Annotated in this window: 21 protein-coding genes and 1 pseudogene; 11 read left to right on the top strand and 11 right to left on the bottom strand. The window is 53.3% G+C overall.

The genetic code is table 11. The features are described 5' to 3' along the window. The 3 genes and pseudogenes from ACTIKR_RS12300 to ACTIKR_RS12290 all read left to right on the top strand — a co-directional run. Positions 1-132: pseudogene (locus ACTIKR_RS12300) on the top strand (FAD-dependent oxidoreductase); the annotation flags it as partial. A gap of 31 nt (positions 133-163) precedes the next feature. Then, the gene (purU, locus tag ACTIKR_RS12295; RefSeq protein ID WP_193087792.1) at positions 164-1,015 is read left to right on the top strand and encodes a formyltetrahydrofolate deformylase; all 852 of its coding nucleotides are present in this window, start codon (positions 164-166) and stop codon (positions 1,013-1,015) included. A gap of 591 nt (positions 1,016-1,606) precedes the next feature. Further along, complete coding sequence (locus tag ACTIKR_RS12290) at positions 1,607-1,975, top strand: DUF4180 domain-containing protein (RefSeq protein ID WP_193087791.1); 369 nt, start codon at positions 1,607-1,609, stop codon at positions 1,973-1,975. A 346-nt stretch (positions 1,976-2,321) separates the two neighbouring features. Here the strand turns inward: ACTIKR_RS12290 and ACTIKR_RS12285 are convergent, their stop codons facing one another. Beyond that, on the bottom strand, positions 2,322-3,215 hold the full coding sequence (locus ACTIKR_RS12285; RefSeq protein ID WP_193087790.1) for a LysR substrate-binding domain-containing protein: 894 nt from the start codon (positions 3,213-3,215) through the stop codon (positions 2,322-2,324). Positions 3,216-3,382: 167 nt separating this feature from the next. Between ACTIKR_RS12285 and ACTIKR_RS12280 the strand changes: the two genes are divergently transcribed. Further along, positions 3,383-4,576 carry an acyl-CoA dehydrogenase gene (locus tag ACTIKR_RS12280; protein WP_442327972.1) on the top strand — a complete coding sequence of 398 codons (1,194 nt, stop codon included), beginning with the start codon at positions 3,383-3,385 and terminating at the stop codon, positions 4,574-4,576. 159 nt (positions 4,577-4,735) lie between these two features. On the opposite strand, the gene ACTIKR_RS12275 is transcribed toward ACTIKR_RS12280, so the two are convergent. After that, positions 4,736-5,194 carry a MaoC family dehydratase gene (locus tag ACTIKR_RS12275; protein WP_442327971.1) on the bottom strand — a complete coding sequence of 153 codons (459 nt, stop codon included), beginning with the start codon at positions 5,192-5,194 and terminating at the stop codon, positions 4,736-4,738. Positions 5,195-5,379: 185 nt separating this feature from the next. On the opposite strand from ACTIKR_RS12275, the gene ACTIKR_RS12270 reads away from it, so the two are divergent. Further along, positions 5,380-6,180 (top strand): alpha/beta fold hydrolase, encoded by an 801-nt coding sequence (locus ACTIKR_RS12270; RefSeq protein ID WP_193087787.1) that lies wholly within the window; start codon positions 5,380-5,382, stop codon positions 6,178-6,180. A 160-nt stretch (positions 6,181-6,340) separates the two neighbouring features. Here ACTIKR_RS12270 and ACTIKR_RS12265 read toward each other — a convergent pair whose 3' ends face one another. Further along, positions 6,341-7,192, bottom strand: a complete 852-nt coding sequence (locus ACTIKR_RS12265) for an SDR family oxidoreductase (protein WP_193087786.1) — start codon at positions 7,190-7,192, stop codon at positions 6,341-6,343. 859 nt (positions 7,193-8,051) lie between these two features. Here ACTIKR_RS12265 and ACTIKR_RS12260 point away from each other — a divergent pair. Next, a complete protein-coding gene (locus ACTIKR_RS12260) occupies positions 8,052-8,501 on the top strand; it encodes a DUF4142 domain-containing protein (protein ID WP_370540179.1) in 450 nt (149 codons plus the stop codon). 235 nt (positions 8,502-8,736) lie between these two features. Here ACTIKR_RS12260 and ACTIKR_RS12255 read toward each other — a convergent pair whose 3' ends face one another. Beyond that, complete coding sequence (locus tag ACTIKR_RS12255) at positions 8,737-9,381, bottom strand: hypothetical protein (RefSeq protein ID WP_442327970.1); 645 nt, start codon at positions 9,379-9,381, stop codon at positions 8,737-8,739. Positions 9,382-10,097: 716 nt separating this feature from the next. Between ACTIKR_RS12255 and ACTIKR_RS12250 the strand changes: the two genes are divergently transcribed. Together ACTIKR_RS12250 and ACTIKR_RS12245 are read left to right on the top strand one after the other, a co-directional pair. Further along, a complete protein-coding gene (locus tag ACTIKR_RS12250) occupies positions 10,098-10,373 on the top strand; it encodes a hypothetical protein (protein WP_442327969.1) in 276 nt (91 codons plus the stop codon). 370 nt (positions 10,374-10,743) lie between these two features. After that, the gene (locus ACTIKR_RS12245; protein WP_442327968.1) at positions 10,744-10,950 is read left to right on the top strand and encodes a hypothetical protein; all 207 of its coding nucleotides are present in this window, start codon (positions 10,744-10,746) and stop codon (positions 10,948-10,950) included. Positions 10,951-11,275: 325 nt separating this feature from the next. Here ACTIKR_RS12245 and ACTIKR_RS12240 read toward each other — a convergent pair whose 3' ends face one another. Next, a complete protein-coding gene (locus ACTIKR_RS12240) occupies positions 11,276-11,530 on the bottom strand; it encodes a hypothetical protein (protein WP_193087781.1) in 255 nt (84 codons plus the stop codon). Between the two features lie 233 nt (positions 11,531-11,763). On the opposite strand from ACTIKR_RS12240, the gene ACTIKR_RS12235 reads away from it, so the two are divergent. Continuing rightward, positions 11,764-12,204 (top strand): nuclear transport factor 2 family protein, encoded by a 441-nt coding sequence (locus ACTIKR_RS12235; RefSeq protein WP_442327967.1) that lies wholly within the window; start codon positions 11,764-11,766, stop codon positions 12,202-12,204. Positions 12,205-12,537: 333 nt separating this feature from the next. Beyond that, on the top strand, positions 12,538-13,344 hold the full coding sequence (locus ACTIKR_RS12230) for an aspartate dehydrogenase (protein ID WP_442327966.1): 807 nt from the start codon (positions 12,538-12,540) through the stop codon (positions 13,342-13,344). A gap of 79 nt (positions 13,345-13,423) precedes the next feature. On the opposite strand, the gene ACTIKR_RS12225 is transcribed toward ACTIKR_RS12230, so the two are convergent. The 6 genes from ACTIKR_RS12225 to ACTIKR_RS12200 all read right to left on the bottom strand — a co-directional run bounded on the left by ACTIKR_RS12225 (position 13,424) and on the right by ACTIKR_RS12200 (position 18,907). Further along, a complete protein-coding gene (locus ACTIKR_RS12225; RefSeq protein WP_442327965.1) occupies positions 13,424-14,476 on the bottom strand; it encodes a tripartite tricarboxylate transporter substrate binding protein in 1,053 nt (350 codons plus the stop codon). A 173-nt stretch (positions 14,477-14,649) separates the two neighbouring features. Next, positions 14,650-15,564: a tripartite tricarboxylate transporter substrate binding protein gene (locus ACTIKR_RS12220; RefSeq protein ID WP_442327964.1), complete on the bottom strand. Its 915-nt coding sequence runs from the start codon at positions 15,562-15,564 to the stop codon at positions 14,650-14,652. Then, positions 15,539-15,667, bottom strand: a complete 129-nt coding sequence (locus tag ACTIKR_RS12215; protein WP_442327963.1) for a hypothetical protein — start codon at positions 15,665-15,667, stop codon at positions 15,539-15,541. The genes ACTIKR_RS12220 and ACTIKR_RS12215 overlap by 26 nt, the downstream gene beginning before the upstream one ends. 100 nt (positions 15,668-15,767) lie before the next feature. Next, positions 15,768-17,330, bottom strand: a complete 1,563-nt coding sequence (locus ACTIKR_RS12210) for an acyl-CoA carboxylase subunit beta (RefSeq protein ID WP_442327962.1) — start codon at positions 17,328-17,330, stop codon at positions 15,768-15,770. A gap of 73 nt (positions 17,331-17,403) precedes the next feature. Further along, entirely contained in the window at positions 17,404-18,651 is a 1,248-nt protein-coding gene (locus ACTIKR_RS12205; protein WP_442327961.1) for a CaiB/BaiF CoA transferase family protein, read from the bottom strand. A gap of 43 nt (positions 18,652-18,694) precedes the next feature. Next, positions 18,695-18,907, bottom strand: coding sequence for an acetyl-CoA carboxylase biotin carboxyl carrier protein subunit (locus ACTIKR_RS12200; protein WP_193087775.1), 213 nt, complete (start codon positions 18,905-18,907; stop codon positions 18,695-18,697). An 87-nt stretch (positions 18,908-18,994) separates the two neighbouring features. Here ACTIKR_RS12200 and ACTIKR_RS12195 point away from each other — a divergent pair, with 87 nt between their 5' ends. Then, a complete protein-coding gene (locus ACTIKR_RS12195) occupies positions 18,995-20,419 on the top strand; it encodes an acetyl-CoA carboxylase biotin carboxylase subunit (protein WP_442327960.1) in 1,425 nt (474 codons plus the stop codon). Positions 20,420-20,568 lie beyond the last annotated feature (149 nt).

Raw genomic sequence — 20,568 nt, 5'->3', positions numbered from 1 at the left:
GACTTTGTTATTTCCGGCCCTGGTGATCATGGCGTACCCGGCCTGGTCAATCTGTTCGGCATTGAATCTCCCGGCCTGACAGCGGCCCTGGCCGTTGCCACAACGACGGCCCAGGCCCTGTCCTCCCGCTGACCCCTAACCCGCTACCGACGCGCGAAAGAATATGCAAAACGATTACATCCTGACTGTTTCCTGCCCAGACCGCACCGGCATTGTGCATGCCATTTCCGGCCTGCTGCTTGAAATGGAAGGCAACATTATTGATTCACAACAGTATGGGGACGAAGAAACCCAGCGTTTTTTCCTGCGCGTACACTTCAGCGTGGACAGCGCGATCAACCATGACGACATCCGCCTCAGATTTATTCCCTTGGGCGAAAAATTCAATATGACCTGGAAGTTGCACGACGCCAGAAGAAAAGCACGCGTGCTGATCATGGTCAGCAAGCAGGGACATTGCTTGAATGACCTGCTGTTTCGCGCCAATAGCGGCTCTTTGCCGATTGAAATTGTTGCCGTCGTCTCGAATCATCGCGACTATGAACGACTGGCTACCGGCTACGGCATTCCCTTCCATTACCTGCCCGTGACGCCGGACACCAAAGCCGAACAGGAAAAACAGGTACTGGCGCTGGTAGAAAACCACAAGGCCGATCTTGTCGTACTGGCCCGTTATATGCAGATCCTGTCGGATCATTTCTGTCGCGCGCTGGAAGGCCGGGCAATCAATATCCACCACAGTTTTCTGCCCAGCTTCAAAGGCGCCCGCCCGTACCACCAGGCCCATACGCGCGGCGTAAAAATCATCGGCGCCACTGCACACTATGTAACCGCCGATCTGGACGAAGGCCCTATTATTGCCCAGGATATCGAGCAGGTAGACCACACCATGTCAGCCAATGAGCTCACTCGAGTTGGCAGCGACATTGAATCGCTGGTCTTGTCGCGTGCCGTCAAATATCACGTTGAGCATCGCATTCTGCTCAATAACCACCGCACGGTGATTTTCCGCTAGGATCGGACCAGCCGGGTACGTCGATACCCCGATGCTTGCAAGTATGCACATCGGAAAATACGATATTGACAAAAAAATAGCAGTTGAGTAAATTAAAACCTGAAACCGGCGAGCCGTATACTCGCCGGTCCCTGATCAATAAGCTGGCGTGCTGTATACCAGCAACATCAGCAATATACTGATCAGGATAAGTTGTAATACGATTCTGTTCATCGTATCCTCCTTATCAGGCAGGGCCCGGCTTCGGTCGGGCCCTTTTACCGTCTGCGCTGCCCTTCAGCACAGCAGCATTATTCTGCTTTTTTATTCGATCGCTGCCGCATGGCCTTGACCGAAAAAGTCATTGCGCCATTTCCACATTCGTAAACCCATCGACAACCGCGTGATGTACCGATTGGACGCTCGTACGCCGCCGGTATGAGCCGCAGTGTGACAAGAATCGTTGTCCGAGAACCATCATATCGACCGGTTTGACTGCCTTGCCAAACTGCTATAGCCTTGAAGCGATCATTTGACCGGTGAATCGCTCAACAAGGGCTGGAAGCCCAGCCGATAACTTAACTGACCAATAATTACGGATGGAAGATCGCCATGGGGATAGAACGTTTAGGTAATCTTAATGTGTACTTTGCCGCCGCTGGGGGACCTGCATTAGCGAGCGAGCAGGATGCGCTGGACCTCATAGGAGAAACCTACGGCCAGGAGATCGACGTCATTGTTGTGCCGGTTGGCCGGTTTACACCTCAGTTCTTCCAGCTCAGCAGCAAACAGGCGGGCCATTTCTTTCAGAAGATGCAGAACTATCAAGCGCGCTTGGTAATCATCGGTGACATTTGCGCCTACAGTGCCAGCAGCAAGGCGCTACAAGACTTCGTGGGTGAGACCAACCGCACAGGTCACCATCTGTTCGCAGCTACCCGGTCCGAGATGGAAGCCAGGCTTTGTCGAAAAGCGAGTTGATGTCCGCGTTAACTTCGGAAACTACGACATTGACAAAAGAAATACAGTTAAGTAAATTAAAACCTGAAACCGGCGAGTTAGGGCTCGCCGGTCCCTGATCAGTAAGCTGGCGTGCTGTACACCAGCAGCATCAGCAATATACTGATCAGGATAAGTTGTAATACGATTCTATTCATCGTATCCTCCTTATCAGGCAGGGCCCGGCTTCGGTCGGGCCCTTTTACCGTCTGCGCTGCCCTTCAGCACAGCAGCATTATTCTGCTTTTTTTTTCAATCGCCGCGGCAGAGGTTTGAGCCATTTTGTCGTTGCGCAATCTCCGCAGCCGTAGATGGGAGGCAGACGCCGCTAACGTATCGTCTGCGCCTTCAGCCAGGATTCGAACAGGGTCAACGCCTCGGGGTAGGCTTGTGCTTTTGGGTAGCCGAAATAATAGGCGGTGTCCACCGGCAGGGTCGCCGTTACCGGCATGACGTAGCGACCGCTTTTAATATGTTCGCGGGCAACAAAAGCCGGCACCAGCGCCACACCCAGCCCTGCATCTACGGCAGCCAGCAGCATGGTAAACAGCTCATAGCGGGGCCCACCCAGCACCAGTGGCGTAAAGGGCACGGCGTTGTGTTCATACCAACTGGGCCACGCATCGGGACGCGTCATCATGTGCAGATGCGTCAGTTGCGCCAACGCCCCTGCCCCTTTTACTTTTGCGCGGGCCAGCAATTGCGAGGAACACACCGGCACCAACTCCTGTTCACGAAACAGCATGACGCCTTGGGTATTTGGCCAGGGCTGCGCGGCGTGATAAATGGCGCCATCCACTGGCACGTCGGTAAACTGAAACGGATGGGTACGTACCGACAGGCTGATCTGGATGTCGGGCCAGTGGCGCTGAAAATCGGCCAGCCGGGGAATCAGCCAGGTGGTGGCCAAGGTGGGCAGCGTCGCAATATGCAGGCTGCGTCCCAGCCCCGAGCGGCTCATCAGCCCAAAGGTATCCTTCTGCAGTTGTTCCAGATGGTGGCGAATGCGCGCAGCATATTCCGCGCCCTGTGTCGTCAGTGATATGCGCCGGCGTACGCGGTTGAACAGCGTCACGCCCAATCGAGCCTCCAGCCCTTCGACCTGCCGAAATACCGCACTATGGGTCAGCGATAATTCTTCGGCGGCCCTTGAAAACGAACCCAGACGGGCGCAGGCCTCAAACGCCTGCAACGCGCCCAGGCTGGGAATCCCTTTACGCATAACCCTCTCCCGCATGAGACAATCTGAATACAGCGCACGACATTGTGCATTTTTATCAATTGATCGTTGATAATTTAACACATACAATGCATTCATCCAGACTGTGCTGATCAATCAGCCCGTTAAAACCGAAAGCCGTCATTCATAATTACAGACAGGAGCCATATATGTCCTCTAACCCCTCATTCCATTGGGACGATCCCCTGCTGCTCAATGCACAGTTGACCGACGAAGAACGCATGATTCGCGATGCCGCTGCGGCATACTGCCAGGACAAATTGGCGCCCCGTGTACTGGAAGCCTTTCGCCACGAGAAAACCGATCCGGCCATTTTCAGCGAAATGGGCGAGCTGGGCCTGCTGGGCCCCACCATTCCTGAACAATATGGCGGCGGTGGCCTGAACTATGTCGCCTATGGGCTCATCGCACGCGAAGTGGAGCGCATTGATTCGGGCTACCGTTCCATGATGAGCGTCCAGTCTTCACTGGTAATGGTGCCAATCAATGAATTCGGCAGCGAAGAACAAAAATCCAAATATCTGCCCAAACTGGCCTCTGGTCAGTGGATCGGGTGCTTCGGCCTGACCGAACCCAATCACGGCTCTGACCCGGATGGCATGGAAACCCGCGCAAAAAAAATCGAAAGCGGCTACAGCCTGAGCGGCAACAAGATGTGGATCACCAACTCCCCGATCGCTGACGTATTTGTCGTATGGGCGCGTTGTGTCGGCGGCGATTTTGACGGAAAAATCCGCGGCTTCATTCTGGAAAAAGGCATGAAAGGCCTGTCCGCACCAGCCATCCATGGCAAGGTCGGTCTGCGTGCCTCTATCACAGGTGAAATCGTGATGGACGACGTGCAAGTATCTGACGAGCAGATGTTGCCAGGCGTCAGCGGCCTGCGCGGTCCCTTCACCTGCCTGAACTCTGCCCGTTTCGGCATCGCCTGGGGCGCATTGGGCGCAGCCGAAGCCTGCTGGCACATGGCCCGTCAATACACGATGGACCGCAAGCAATTTGGTCGCCCGCTGGCGCAGAACCAACTGATCCAGAAGAAACTGGCCGACATGCAGACAGAAATTACACTTGGCCTGCAGGGCTGCCTGCGCCTGGGTCGCATGAAAGACGAAGGCACGGCTGCCGTAGAAATCACATCCATCATGAAACGCAATTCCTGCGGCAAATCGCTGGATATTGCCCGTATGGCGCGGGATATGCTGGGCGGCAATGGCATTTCAGATGAATTTGGCGTAGCCCGTCATCTGGTGAATCTGGAAGTGGTCAATACCTACGAAGGTACGCATGATGTACATGCCCTGATTCTGGGTCGTGCACAAACCGGCCTGCAGGCGTTCTACTAATCATCAAAAAGGATGCTGTGGTTCACCAGCATCCGCAAAAACATCCGGCCAGACAAAAGCCAGCATCGGGTACCGCATGCTGGCTTTTCAATTTCGTACTGTAAGACTCAATGTGCAATGGCAGCTTACATGATCGCCAGCCATTGGATTTTCGATGGATTACTCCTCTTCTTTTTCCATACTCTCGAAAATATCAAAAAGACTAGTGGCATCTAGTTCCAGCACGGTTTCGTTTTTCTGGTTGGTCACTTCCCAGCTCCAGAGCAGAATGCCGAGACCCTCCCTGGTGTTGGATATCCGCTTGGCCTTGACCACGCCTTTCCAAAACAGGTCATCGCCGGGCCGTACCGGCTTGAGCCATTTGACGCCGTCCAGGCCAGGCGAGGCAAACGATTCGGAGCCTTCCAGTGCCGCCTCCACGGCCATTTTCATGGCGATCCCACAGGTGTGCCAACCGCTGGCAATCAGGCCTTTCCAGGGGCCGGCCTTGGCCCGTTCAGGATTAACGTGAAACCACTGTGGGTCATAGGCTTCGGCGAAGCGAATGATTTCTTCTTCGGTCAAATGCCGGGGCCCCTGTTCAAAGACCATACCCGGCTGGAATTCCGCGAATTTCATTTAACTAACCTTATTGTGAACGGCACAAATGCAGCAAAAGCTGTATGCCCCTCTATAAATGCAGCGTCTGACTTGATAAACTGACGTTGGTGCGAATAACTGGTGCACGACCAGACAGCTGCCCGCAACCGGTTATTTTACTTAAACTTCGTACCTACAACCGCAAACCCACACTTATTCTGAAAATGGCTGACACACAACTGACTAACGTTTCATATAACGAAAAAACAGCGGCTATCGAATATCAGTTGATTCAGCCCGACAGGCTTGACCGGCCGCTTCTGGTCTTCCTGCATGAGGGCCTGGGTTCGGTCGCAATGTGGAAAGACTGGCCCACAAACCTGTGCCGGCTGCTCGATTGCCGCGGTCTGGTTTTTTCGCGCCATGGCTACGGCAAATCCACGCCCCGTCCACCTCAGGAACAGTGGTTGCCAGATTTCATGCACATCCAGGCACAGCAGTTTCTACCTGCATTTTTCACTGCGCTTGGAATAGACACGCGCGCGGACCAACCGATTCTGATCGGGCATAGCGACGGCGCCTCGATCGCATTGCTTTACGCCGCAGCTTTTCCTGACTGCATCCGTGCCGCGGCGGTGCTGGCCCCGCACTTGTTTGTCGAAGAGGCTACCGTGAGAAATATCGAACTGGCCCGCACCGCCTATCTGAAAAGCGATCTGCCCGAGAAACTGCAACGCTATCATGACGATGCCGATTCAGCCTTCTGGGGGTGGAACAACGTCTGGCTCTCGTCCGCATTCCGGCAATGGAGCATTGAAGACGACGTCGCGCTCATCCGGTGCCCGATCCTGGCTATGCAGGGGCGAGAAGATGAATATGGGTCGCTGGCCCAGATCGAGCATATCGCCCAGCTTGCCGCCGACGTCAGGCTGTATGTGATCGACGATTGCCGCCATTCCCCGCATCGCGACAAGCCGCAAGAAACCACCGATGCCATTGTCGCCTTTGTGCGCGGACTGTCTTAACGCCTGCGGGTTCCGGGCGCCTTGGCAGCGCGCGTTTTACTGTGCTGTTTTACTATGGCGCTTGAATGCCGCACCTGGGACAATCAGCACCTTCATTACAGATGTAATAACGCTATCCACGTCAGCCGATGAGCACCGCTGATGCAATCTGCGATCCCAGTTATCCGTTCAGTACCGTACCACCGTTGACATGTATCGTCTGGCCTGTCACATAACTGGAGTCCGCGCTGGCAAGATAAACGTATGCCGGCGCCAGCTCAAACGGCTGCCCCGGGCGGCCCATGGGCGTGTCCTTGCCGAACTTGGCCACCTTGTCAGCCGAAAAAGAAGCGGGTATGAGGGGCGTCCAGATGGGGCCTGGTGCAACCGAATTAACACGGATCTGCCGGTCAACTATTTTTGTCGAAAGAGAGCGCGTAAAAGACGTAATCGCACCTTTGGTCGCCGAATAGTCAATCAGGTCGGGATTGCCTTTGAAAGCGGTAATGGAAGACGTGTTGATAATGGATGCACCTTCGCGCATGACCTTGAGCGCTTCCAGCGTGATGGTGACAATACTGAAAAAATTGGTCTGAAAAGTGCGCACCAGTTGCTCATGACTGATGTCTTCCGGTTCGGCGGCAGTATGCTGCTCACCCGCATTATTGACCAGAATATCCAGTTTTCCAAAATGTTCAAATGTGTCATTGACGCATTTTTTTGCGAATGCCACATCGCCGATATCGCCCTTGATCAACAGCACTTCCGAGCCGTACGCTTGCGCGCATTGTTGGGTTTCCTTGGCGTCATGATCTTCTTCCAGATAAACGATGGCGACCCGGGCACCCTCCTTGGCAAAAGCAATGGTCGTCGCACGCCCTATTCCGCTATCGCCGCCGGTAATGAGCGCGACCTTATCCTGCAATTTACCTGCTGACTTGTAATGCGGATCGTCATAAACGGGGGCTGGATGCATTTTTGATTCGCGGCCAGGCTGCACTTGCTGTTCCTGGGCTGGCATTGTCTGTGTCATATTTCTTCCTTAAGATTGAGAGTCCTATATAACGGTACATTCAGGCTCTGCATCGGGCCTGCAAGCGCATGGATAAGCTTCGTATTCACGCCGCATCAGTCATTGTTCTTGTATGTGCACTTGCATATCAGGCGGGCTGAAACGAGCCAGGTCTTTTTTGCCTAACGCCAAAAGACATTTTCATTATCTGCCCAGCCATCGGCCTAACGCAAACATCCTGCCTCCTAGTTTGTAAATACACGTAAAGCCGCAATACAACACGTTCACCAAGCTCGTCAAATGTCCCTCTAATTGCACGGTATTGGTCTTTAGTCGCCCCAATTGCGAGCCTAACGTGACAAGCCTTTTTTTATTTCAGGCGCATAGTCTTGTTAAGCATATGTAACATCCCATGTTTTTCCCTTTATTTGGTTGCTAGTATGAATTCTGTTCCTGCTTGCTACGCTGCCTGGGCATTCTGAGCCAACGCGCCAACAAAGCTGGCGATGCAGCGCCTGCGAGTCCGATGCCATACCACGGTGATTGGGCTCGTCCGCCTGGGCCATGCGGCGACATCGGCATGATCCGCCCGCTGCCTCGCTGCGTGTTACAGTCAAACTCGAAGGCGGCGGGGCAGCGCAGGTTTAAGGTCTAGGCGTTGAAACTCATAAATGCGACGCTTATGGACAAACAATAGTTGAGCTCGGAATAGTCCGGGCACCTACCCGATGTTGGAGGCTCTATGTTTCATTTATCCTGCAAAGCGATCATATTGTTAACGGCGTTATTAATCGTTCCCAATTCTGCTTCAGCACAACCGGCTAACCCAGCTGCCAATACGAGCCCGGAGGCGAACAATCCGCCCGCGACAAAACCACTCGTGGCAAGCGATCAGTCATTTCTTAACGATGCGGCACAAGCCGGCATGGCAGAAATCGAAGGCGCCATGCTTGCCCAGCAGAAAGCAGCAACCGGCGAAGTCAAGCGCTTTGCCGCCCAGATGATCACCGAACATACCAAGATCAACGACGAACTGAAAGCGCTGGCAGCAACCAAAGATGTCAAGCTGCCCAATGAACCGTCTTTGCTGCAAAAAGGCGAACTCAAGGCGCTCAGTCTATTGGATGACAAGTTTGATGAAAGCTATGTAGGCCGGCTCGGCGTTGCCGCACATGAGCACACCATTGCGCTTTTCCAGGACACCGCCGTCAATACTCAAGACCAGGACATCAAGGCGTTTACCGAAAAAACATTACCGTCGCTGCAAGCCCATTTGAAGTTGGCCAAGGCGCTGAACCCGACCGTCAGCAAAGCCAGGCTACAACCTTGAGGGCAAGACCCGGCTATGACAGAAATGGAATGTCGTTCCCGCCACGTTGCTGAGCCTCTATGAGCCTGCTCAACAGTGTCCCACTACAAAATGTGGCCAACCATGAAGCATGCATCTGTAGCTCACAAGCCCAGGCCATCATCTCCTGAAGCACCATAGTATTCTGCGTCATTGACGCCTTCTGGGAAAAGCCAACACGACTGGGCAAGCCGGTCTCTATACGTTACATGCCAGGTTATTTGTTCAAGGTCTGGAATTTTTTAATTTCACGTTCGACTTCTGACAGTACTTGCATAAGATAGTCGCACTGCTTGCACAACTCTTGTGTTTCGCTGTTGTTGGACGAGTTCAGGATCAGGTCTATCTGTTGATAGATTATCTCCACAAAAGTGATCAAATTGACCAGGATGGGCGTTGCTTCTTTGCGCAGATAAAGCAGGGAATCGAGATTCTTGACGATCAGATCGAAGTTGACATAATCAAATTTGATTTTATTGAATTCAATTTCGCGACAAATCGACTTGCACAATCGTGCCTGGCCATCGGGGTCGACGTTGTCCTGATCGTCAAAGGAAGCCTGAAGCTTCGCATTGTATTTTTTTACATTATTGAAGCTGCAGACGGCCTCTGTATAGTGGTCCATGGTGACTTCGCATAAGCTCAGAAACAGTATTCTTTTTTTCTCTTCGGTCTGCTTTTCCTTGTTGTTTTCCCGCTTCCAGTTGCTGTTGGCAATATACAGGGACACAATGGCAGCGGTAAAGGTGCCAGCAGCAATGAGCAGACTGGTCTTATTTGATAAATCTATGTCTACGAACACAAAGAAAAACAGAACCAGCAGCATCAGAGTGCCCGAGATAATTTTTAAGGGGCGGTTCATTTATTTGACATCTCCATACCTGTGCCTTCGCGTCGGTTACGCACGGTTGCTATCGGTCGCAACTGTAGGGAAGGTCAAATTTACAAGGACGCTTTATCACGCATGAAGCAACAGCGAGTAGTGATCATCATTTCACGAAATCAGATGCCACAGATAATTTTTTGAAAACACATGTATCGAAAATAACAACTGTTATTGATGGCATCCGCAGCAGAGCGCAAACGAGTCTATCAGCATCGGCTGATCGCCGTCACCTTGACCCGATCATTGCTTAACGCCATGCTTTCGTATCGTTTATTTATATGGCGACGCCATCTTCAGCTGTGGCAAGTTACTGTTGATGCTGCCCGCACGCTCCTGACAACCTGCACCGGCGTGCCGGAAAACGACACCCTGCCGACAGATCGGGACCGACGCTGGGGAGCCATTTTTCTGAAGGTTGACGTATCAGCAAAAGCGGCAGATCGGACAAAATTTCAGCTCGCTTGTTGGCCGCCTTTTTCCCTATCGGCACAATCGCGACGGCTGGCAGCCGATGTTCCGGTAAGTTGCAAAAGCGGGGGCTTGCTTTTTGTGATTCGTATTCCATATAATCCTTTTGGGCAACTTCAATCGGTAGGAGCATGCACAACACTGCCTATCAGATCTCATGATCCGATAGCCTGAAATATTCCAGTAAAAAACATTTCCCCAATTGCTTTGATAAGGAGAAAAAAATGCATAAATTTCACCTTTTAAAAGAAGACGAGCTCTGGAAATTTACTAAGGAAGGCGAAAGCGGCGATTACTTTCATGCAATATCTCGTCGCCTGGTGCTCAATTTTGGACATTGCTATATGCTTGCACTGGAAGGGTCAATGACCATCCACAATGAAGACGGCTCGATCAAATTCATTCTGTCCTACCCCATGCCCAAGCACACCCGGTATTACTCATCGGATACCGGATCTGAAATACATGAGTCCTGGGACGATGCCCGGGAGGATTCCTAGACGGGATCGGTCCTAGCGTCAGTTACAGCCACGTTAACGGTCATGATGATGGCTGCAGACGTGCAGGTTGCTCGACAGGGTGCTGCGGCGAGCGTTCAAATGCAAGACCGCAAAGCCGCGACTGCACAATTGCAATTTTTTTTGGCTGCATCGTGCAAAACCATTGGCAAACTTTACCGGCGCTTAAGCGTCATATTATTGCAGTTTGCGGGAACATTCAGAACAAATATTTATTTTCCCGATTGCATATTGCCGTATTCAAGAAAAATTTTGATACGAATCGCAGAACATGTTTTTGTCATTTTGATATAGCCTGTTATTCCTGCTGCACAATAAAACCGGCCCATGCCTACGAACAAGGAGACGCCAGATGTGGCATTGCATCGACGACGCTGTTCCGCCCAGACCAGGCACTTATCCGATCAAGCTGTTTACCGGCGCAGAACGCGAAGCATACTGGACCGGCAAGGCCTGGATCCGCGCCAGAAAAAATCGCAGAAAATCCGCAGCTCCCATGATCAGGGGCGACCTGCATCTTCTGCGTTTCTGGCACGATGGGCCTGCAATGAACGATTGACCGGCACGGTCTCGGCTAGTAGCATGTCATTGCCTTGAGCAACTTCTCATTTATCTGCAAATTTTTTTCAGTTCCCTCAGCTTGCCGAAAATGGTCAGCCAGGACGGTCACCTCTACTTTCTCTGCAACTCCAATCAAGTTTCCCCAACAGGTTCTGTCGATCAATGTCTGGCGTAAATTGAACCCGACCCACAGCGCTGCTTATCCAGAGAAATACCTGCGCATCCCCAGATGTTGGTTTCAATCGTCATTGCATTATCTGGGTTGGGCGCGTACAGTGACGGCTGACCACGCGCGCAGGCGCGCCCCGCCCGTTGCGTCGTATCTACTTTTTATAAAAATGACGGCCGACACACACGCCGATCAGGCCGGCAATAAGCAACGCGCATCCGGGACTGCGCCGTGTGCAGTCCTCGATCGAATCAATCAGCGAATTGAACGCATACGTTGCATCGCCGGCTGCCTGACCCGCCCGGCGCTTGATTTGTTCTTTGGGATCATCAATAAACTCCTCGGTAGCGGCCTGCGCTTTGTCTGCAGCGGCGGCGGCCTTTTCCTGAATGGTTTCATCGGTAGTCATAGCATCACCTCATATAAGTGAAATAAGGCTCACACCAGAATGGTAGTCAATTGTGGCCTTAATGCTATCTGTAGCATAATTTCAATTGTGTTTGGACCGGCATTAACCAACTTTTACCCATTTTTTCTCTCGGTTTCGGACAACTTTCAATCTTTTGTCTCATCACCCCGTTATTTATTGGCGTGTGCAGTAAGCGCGCAGCTGGGGCTAAAGCCATTGCATACATTGCCCTGATGGCCGTCTCTTCTTACTACACCGCCAGTGCGGCAACGACTGCTGAAACCACCGAAGCGGCAAACACTCCCATTGTTCAGCAGGCATTCCGGGCCTGGAAACTGGGCCAGGGCAGTGTTTTTGACCTGTTGACAGAAGATGCGCAATGGACGGTGGCCGGATACAGTCCCATGTCGAATACCTATCGATCACGCGATTCGTTTATCGCACAGACAGTCCGTCCGATCACCGCAAGGCTTGCCACGCCCATTACCGCTGAGGTGAAACACATCGTGGCCCAGGCAGACCAGGTTGTCGTCATGTGGAATGGTGTGGCCACGGCAAAGAATGGTAAGCCCTATGAAAACAGCTATGCCTGGCATCTGACCATGGCCGATGGCAAAATCACACATGTCAATGCCTTCCTGGACACCTGGAACCTGGTTCAATTGATGGAATGACTGGACAGAACAGCCGGATGGCATATGCAGTGCCGCCATGAGCCTGCGTACGGCAACATATGACGGTGCCAGCGCCGCAAACGGCAGGGCCTTGCGATATCTTGTTTGCGCCCTGCGTCCATTGGACCGTCAATACCGGATTGCATATCAATAGCAAGACTCGTGGACTACCAAAGGATTCAGGCAATAAGGCCACCTTACCCGACCTGGTTGCCTCCGTTGCGCCAATTACTGGCACCACGACAAACTGTTTGTCCTGGTGCCCGCTCTCTCCTAGAATAGATACCACCGGGCGCCGGGACCAAATCAATTTTTTCAATAGGAATACTACACATGCAAGACTTACGTATTGGCATAGCCGGCTTTGGTGCAATCGGCCGCTCTATCGCAACTCACTTGGTCAAAGGCGTTGAAGGCGTGCAGCTTGTCGCCGTGGGCGTCAGGGATCCGGGCGCGCCGCCGACATTCGCCTGGAACGACATGCCTGTGCCACAATTTGTCCTGATCGATGATATGGAGGCCTGCTGCGATATTGTGATTGAATGTGCACCGGCACAACTGCTGCCACGCATTGCCATCCCTTTTCTGAAAAAAGGGAAAAAGGTCATCTGCTTAAGCAGCGGCGCATTGCTGGCTCATCCCGAGCTGGTAGAGCTGGCCAAAGCCCATAACGGGCAAATTCTCATTGCTTCGGGCGCCATTGTCGGACTGGACGCCATTCTGGGCGCTGCCGAAGGCACAATTGAATCGGTCCGGATGACCTCGCGCAAGCCGCTCAAGGGTTTTGCCGGCGCACCATTTCTGCAAGCGCAGAATATCGATGTGATGACGTTCAAGGAGCCGACTATGCTTTTTTCCGGCACGGCCCGCGAGGCTGCGGCTGGCTTTCCGGCCAATCTGAACGTGGCAGCCAGCGTTGCGCTGGCCGGCGTCGGTCCCGACAGTACTTTTTTGGAAGTGTGGGCGGATCCTTTTCTGGAGCGCAATACGCATCGCATCGAAGTCGTTTCCGATGCAGCGCTGCTATCGGTGGAAATCCAGAACATTCCTTCTGATAATCCCAAAACCGGACGTATTACCGCCCAAAGCGTCGTTGCCCTGCTGCGTAAACTGCGTGCGCCACTCAGCGTGGGAACCTGACACGAATCACCCCCCGGGACATGGCCAATCGCACAACCGCCTTTGGCACATAGCCCGGGGCCCTAAGGAGTTTGATTTGCTATTTCTTTACCAGGCCAAGCTCAGTCAATACCGAACGAATCTGCTTGTATTCGCCAGCACGATATTCCCGCGTCGCCTCTGGACCAAGATAGTGCTCTTTCCAATGATTTTTAGCCAGAAACGCTTTCCACTCGTCAGTCGCAGCAATGGTTGCCAGCATCTGTGCCCACACGTCCAATTGCTCTTTAGGCATATTTCTGGGACCCATTACACCTTGAGCTGAACTGAGCACCGCGTCAATCCCCTCTTCAATCCAGGTTGGCACATTTTCAAAAGGCTCACTCAGTCGTTCAGGCGCACCAATCGCCAACACCCGAATCGCACCACTTTTCACCAGTCCGACCAGATTGGGCGTTGTAGCGGCAACAACATCCAAGTGCCCACCCTGCAATGCGGTTATCGATTCCGACGACGATTTGTAAGGCACCATGGTCATTTTGCTGATATCGACACCCGCTTCTTTTAATGGCCCAGCAAGACCAACATGAATGTGATTACCAATAGCCGTTGCCACACCCACATTCAGCGCATCAGGCGACGCCTTAAATTTGGCGATCAGATCATGGATCGTTTTGTAAGGGGAGTCTGCTCGGACAGCAACGCCGACATATTCGTCAAACAAGATCGCAATTTCGGTATAGTCGCTCATGCGATGGTGGATGTTGCCCAAAATTTCGTGATTCATGATCGAACTGGCTGACGTCATCACATAATTACCGTCGCCCTTGTGTTTGTCTAGCGCGTTCAACGCGATCGCCGTGTTGCCCCCTGGATTATTGACCACAACAAGATTCGGATACAGTTTTTCTTTCTGCAATAAACGGGAGATCATGCGCGCTGCCGTATCCACTGCACCACCGGGCCCAGCTGGTACGATAAATTCGCCATTACCTGGTCGCCATTTATGAGCGTCCGCCTGCTGTGCCTGACTAACGCCAGCCGTCAGGAATGCACAGACCACGCTCGTGCAGATACTAACCTTGCCGAACCTTGCGGCCCACATACTCATACCCATATTGTTCTCCTCTGTAGGTGAAACGAGCGAATCCAACGCTCGCTCCTTTTATAAAAATCTCGGGTAGCGCCACTAGCAGCTTCCCGTAAACATAGCCTTTTATTTTTATGTCTCGTTTGGCAGCCAGCCACTGCCACGCCTGACTCACCCTCACACTCGGCAACGAGCGGGTCTCGCGGATATCTCGAAGAAGTATGATTCGTTATTTCTTATTTCTTTACCAGCCCAAGATCGGTCAATACAGAACGAATCTGCTTATATTCTCCAGCACGATATTCCCGCGTTGCTTCAGGACCAAGAAAGTGTTCTCTCCAATGATTTTTGGCCACAAACGCTTTCCACTCGTCAGTCGCAGCAATGGTTGTCAGCATATTCACCCATACATCAAGCTGCTCTTTAGGCATGTCTTTGGGGCCTAATACGCCCTGCGCTGAACTGGGTACAACGTTAATGCCCTCTTCAACCCAGGTGGGTACATTTTCGAACGGCTCGCTCAGCCGTTCTGGCGCACCAATCGCCAATACCCGAATTGCGCCGCTTTTAGTCAGACCAACCAGGTTAGGGGTGGTCGCCGCAACAACGTCTAGGTGTCCGCCCTGCAATGCAGTTATGGATTCAGTTGATGATTTATAAGGTACCACGGTCATCTTGCTGATATCGACGCCGGCCACTTTCAACGGGCTTGCAAGACCGACATGTATATGGTTTCCGATGGATGTCGCTACGCCAACATTCAGTTCTCCAGGCGACGCTTTGAACTTGGCGATCAAATCGTGAATATTTTTATAGGGTGAATTGGCACGAACGGCAATGGCCACATATTCGTCAAACAGGGTAACAATCTCTGTGTAATCGCTCAGCTTATGTTGAATTTTTCCTAGAATTTCCTGGTTCATAAGCGAGCTGATCGACGTCATCACGTAATTGCCATCTCCCTTGTGCTTGTCAAGCGCATTAAGTGCAATCGCCATATTGCCGCCGGGATTATTGACCACGACAAGATTAGGATAAAGCTTCTCCTTTTGCAGCATATGGGAGATCATGCGAGCGGCGGTATCAAGCGCCCCACCCGGACCTGCTGGCACAATGAACTCACCCTTACTTGGCTGCCATTTTTTTTTCATCTGCCTGTTGCGCGTGACCGGTTCCCGCTGTCATCATCGCTCCCATAAAAAACAAACCCATTGCCGCGCTGCCTAACTGTTTGGCCCGATTATTCAGACTCATATTGATCTCCTCAGATGGTAGATTGAGCGAATCCAACGCTCGCTTCTGTAATAAAAATGGTGGGCAACGCCATTACACGCTGCCCAAAAAAAACGGCCTTTTACTTTTTCGTGCCTCGTTTGGCTGCCAGCATATGCCACGCCTGATCCACCCATTCACACAGCAACGAGCGTGTTTCGCGCGGATCAATAATGTCCAGAATGCCGAAGGACTCGGCGGTACGAAACGGTGAACCCAGATGATGGTATTGCGCCTCTAATTGTTCTCTGAGCGCAACGGGGTCTTCTGCCGAATCAATCTCACGACGATGTGCCGCGTAAACGCCACCTTCAATAGGAATAGAGCCCCACCGCGCGGAAGGCCATGCGACCCGATGATTCAGTGCCGGAAAATGCTTTGGTGCATGCATGCCGCCGGCCATACCGAAGCAGCGTCGCATAATCACGGTGAACCATGGCACATCGGCATGTTCAATAGCGGTAAGCACCCGCACGGCAGACAACAGCGTGCCTTGCAACTCGGCCTCGGGGCCAGTCGCATTACCAGGCTGATCGACCAGATTAATGATTGGCAAGCCGAAGGTGTCACACAGCTTGACGTGCCGCTCTGTTTTATACGCGGCCGCTACCGTCATGGCACCGCCGGCAATTTTTGGATCGTTGCACAAAATACCAACCGGATAACCATCGATCCGCGCGAACGCGGTTATGACCGATCCACCTTGCCAGCGACCTATCTCAAAGACTGAATCACGATCGCAGATTGCAGCGAGGATTTTGCGAGGATCGAAAATTTTGCGCCGATCTTTTGGAATCGCATCGGCCAGCCACTCCTCTACCCGATCCGGTGAGTCGTCCGGAACCGTACGCTCGGCCAGCTGATCGCTGTTTGGTGGCAAGTAGCTTAAGAAGCGTTTAACCTGGGCGAAAGCATCCGCCTCATCCACGGCTTCGTTATGCACGAGCGCACTGCGACGATGCACTTTATAGCCGCCCAATTCGTTCTTGTCGATATCAATGCCGTAAGCCTGTTTGACCACCGGTGGCCCGGCAGCAAACACCTGAGCCTGATCGCGTACCATCACAGAGAAATGCGACAACACCACTTTCATGGCACCAAGCCCGGCACACGAGCCCAGCGCAATACCGACAACAGGTACCTTATCCATCAGTTTAATGGCTGGCCAGGTCGGATAACCAGGGATCTTCGTTCCGCCCATCTGCGCAAGCAGCTTGACACTGCCTCCGGCGCTATCGACCATTCTGATCAACGGCGCGCCGATCGTAATGGCCAACCGTTCTGCGTAAATCCATTTATCGGAAATCGTTGATTCAGACGACCCGGCGCGCAAGGTATAGTCATCACCTGAGACCACCACGGTTTTGCTCGATACTTTGCCGGTACCGATAATGGCATTGACCGGCGTCATGTCAATAAACTGACCTTTTTCGTCGTAACGCCCCTTGCCGGACAGCCTGCCCATTTCACGAAAGCTACCGCTATCGAGCAGCGCGTCAATCCGTTCGCGCGCATTCAACCGCCCACGATCCTTATGCTTTTGCAGGGCAGCTTCGCCCCCCATGGCCTGCGCCATTTTTCGACGCTTGTACAGCTCTTCGTATTCCGCTTTCCACTGCTGGCCGTGATATTCGAATGTTTGCATAATCTCTTCTATATAGGTTTGTAATGACAGCCGGCAAGGCGCGAGACGCTTTGTCCGGGTCTGTAAAGGTGAGTCAATTGCCAGCCGAAATCACCCCCTCGCGCAGCAGATCTTCTATGGTCTTGTCGTCGATGCCAAGCTCGCCGCGCAACACACTGACCGTATCAGCACCCAGATCGGGGCCGGTAAAGCGGATGCTGCCCGGCGTGGCCGACAGGCGCGGCACGATTCCCACCTGGGCCACAGACTCCAGTTGCGGGTGAGGCACATTGGCGATCATGCCGCGCGCCTGATAATGCGGATCGTCGAAGATGTCCGCTATCGTATAGACCCTGGATACAGGCACTTGCACGGCAATGATCATCTGTTCCAGTTCGACGGCATCGTACTGGCGCGTCCACGCACTGATAATGGCGTCCAGGTCCGTCATATTGGGTTTTTGGCCCCGCGCACGAATCGAGCAAAAACGCGTATCCTGCAGCAAGTCAAGACGATCCATCAGTTTGAGCAAACGTTCGAACGTGGCATTGCTGTTGGCAGCGATCAGCAGGTAATTATTATCGCGAGTCGGATAAAGGCTGTTGGGCGCCATGGAAGGCAGGTTCGGGCCGACCCGCATCGGAATTTTATTAAGCTTCTGGTATGCAGGAACCAGCGGCTCCAGCTGCGTGAAGGCGGTCTCGTACAGCGCGACATCCACGACCTGGCCCAGCCCGGTCCGGTCGCGACTGCGCAGTGCACCCATTGCGCCAAAGGCGGCATACACCGACGTCAGATAATCGGTTGTGGCCAATGCGACGCGTGCCGGCGGCCGATCCGGGTCTCCGGTCATATGCCTGACGCCGCCCACCGCCTCACAGATTGCGCCATAACCCGGCCTTTGGGCGTAAGGCCCGTCTTGGCCATATCCGCTGATGCGCACAAAGATGATGCCGGGATGCTGCGCCGATACCTGCTCATAGCCCAGCCCCAGTCTTTCCAGAACGCCGGGCCGGTTGTTTTCCAGCACAATATCTGCCCCGGCGATCAGCGCCAGCGCCAGCCTGCAGCCTTGCTCGGACTTCAGATCGATCACGACCGAGCGCTTGTTACGCAGGATGGACGCGGCGTACAGGGAGATATCACCCACATGGCTGCCCATCTGGCGAACCGGATCCCCCTGGGGAGGCTCTATTTTGATGACATCGGCGCCAAAATCAGCCAGCAGGCGCCCGCAAGCGGGTCCAGCAATGGTGCTGCAGATCTCGATCACCTTGACGCCCGCCAGCGGCTGCGCCTCTGATGCGGTTGTGGGTTGCTGATTGGTCGAGGGTGGATTCACCGTATTCTCCTGTTGCAAATAAGGGGGCCGATTGGCTGCTGACTCAGGCTGCGCCGATTCGCGCAACGATCATGCCCTCTTCGACGGCACTGCCTTCCTGCACCAGAACCGTGGCCTGGCCATCGGCAGGCGCCTCTACCGGGATTTCCATTTTCATGGATTCCACAATCACCAAAGTCTGGCCCTCTTGAACCGTATCGCCATCATTAACGACGACTTTCCATACCGTGCCGGTCACTTCTGACAGAACGTCCATATTTTTTGCCTTATAAATAAATTAACAAACGGATTGTTAACAATAATATAATATACAAATTGAAATTACACAATCAATCATTGCTCGATGGCCGGCAAACCGGCGTTGAAGAGTACAACAGGAGATCTGACAGTGTTCAAGAAAATATTGGTGGCAAACCGGGGCGCTGTCGCTGCACGGGTTATTCGCGCCGCAACGCAAATGGGTATAGATTGCACGGTGATCTATTCAGAGGCAGATGCCGACCTGCCCTACGTGCGCCAGGCCGAGGAAAAAATCTGTATTGGCGCCCCCGCTGCGGCCGACAGTTATCTGAATATGGACAAAATACTGGCCGTCGCGCAATCGGCTGGCGTCGACGCGATCCATCCAGGGTATGGGTTTCTATCGGAAAACGCCGAGTTCGCCGCACGCGTGCAGCGCGCCGGACTGGTGTTCATTGGTCCATCGCCGCATTGGATCGAATCCATGGGGCACAAAACCCGGGCACGGGAACTGATGGCGCGGCACGACATGCCGATGTGCCGCAGCAGCGGCATCCTCCAGGGCACGGCAGAACAGCAATGCCACCAGGCCGCAAGCGCGGGTTTTCCGTTGTTGATCAAGCCTGCGGCAGGCGGTGGCGGCATTGGCATGATTGCGGTGCATGAAGCTTCAGCATTGCCCGCTGCGCTCGAACAGGCCACGAGCCTGGCGCAAAGAAGTTTCGGCAACAGCCAGTTGTATGCCGAGCGCCTCTTTGCGCAGCCGCGGCATATTGAATTTCAGATCATGGCAGACAACTTTGGCAACGCCATGCATCTTTTCGAGCGCGACTGTTCAATCCAGCGACGCCATCAAAAAGTAATCGAAGAAGCGGGCGCCCCGGCCATTGACAGGGCCACGCTCGTATCGATGGCAGACTCTGCTGTTCGCATCATGGAAAACGTGAAATATAACAATATTGGAACGGTGGAAACCTTATACGATCAGCAAACTGGTTTCAGTTTTCTGGAAATGAACACCCGGCTACAGGTCGAGCATGGCGTCACCGAAGCAGTCACGGGCATTGACATTGTGCAAAGCCAGATTGCGCTGGCCGCCGGCAAACATCTGCACGAAGTGATTCCCAATCGGCCGCAGGCCCCTGACGGCCATGCGATCCAGGTTCGCATTTATGCCGAAGACCCATGGCGTTTCACCCCGTCTCCCGGATTATTAAGCGTTTTCCGATTGGGCCAGGGCGCAGGCATTCGCATTGAAACAGGCTACGCAGAAGGCACCAGGGTATCGCCGTTTTATGATCCGATGATTGCCAAGGTGATCGCGCATGGCGTCACCCGGCACCAGGCCATTGAGCGCTTAAGAAGCGCATTATCAGACAGCGTTATCAAAGGCATCAAGACCAATATACCGTTCCTACTGGCCGCATTGGAATATCCGGACTTTTGCCAAGGACAGGTTCATACGCAACTGGCACAGGATATTGTCAGACAGGCAGCACCCGATAGAAAACGCCCGCTTGCCGCGTGATACATCGCGCGGCAGCCCCATTGCGGATCGGCCTGGTCTCTAGTGCTTCTCGGCTTGCAGAGCCGCGAGCGTAGCATCCCAGGACTCCTGGATCCGCTGCTGGCAAATCTGGGCCGCCAGTTCAGCGTCACCAGCTTTGCAGGCCTGCA

Origin of the sequence: Advenella sp., assembly GCF_052108595.1 — a bacterium.
In the GTDB taxonomy this organism is placed as follows: domain Bacteria; phylum Pseudomonadota; class Gammaproteobacteria; order Burkholderiales; family Burkholderiaceae_B; genus Advenella.
Note: the sequence above shows the minus strand (reverse complement) of the source record. Positions and strands in the feature narration are given on the sequence as shown.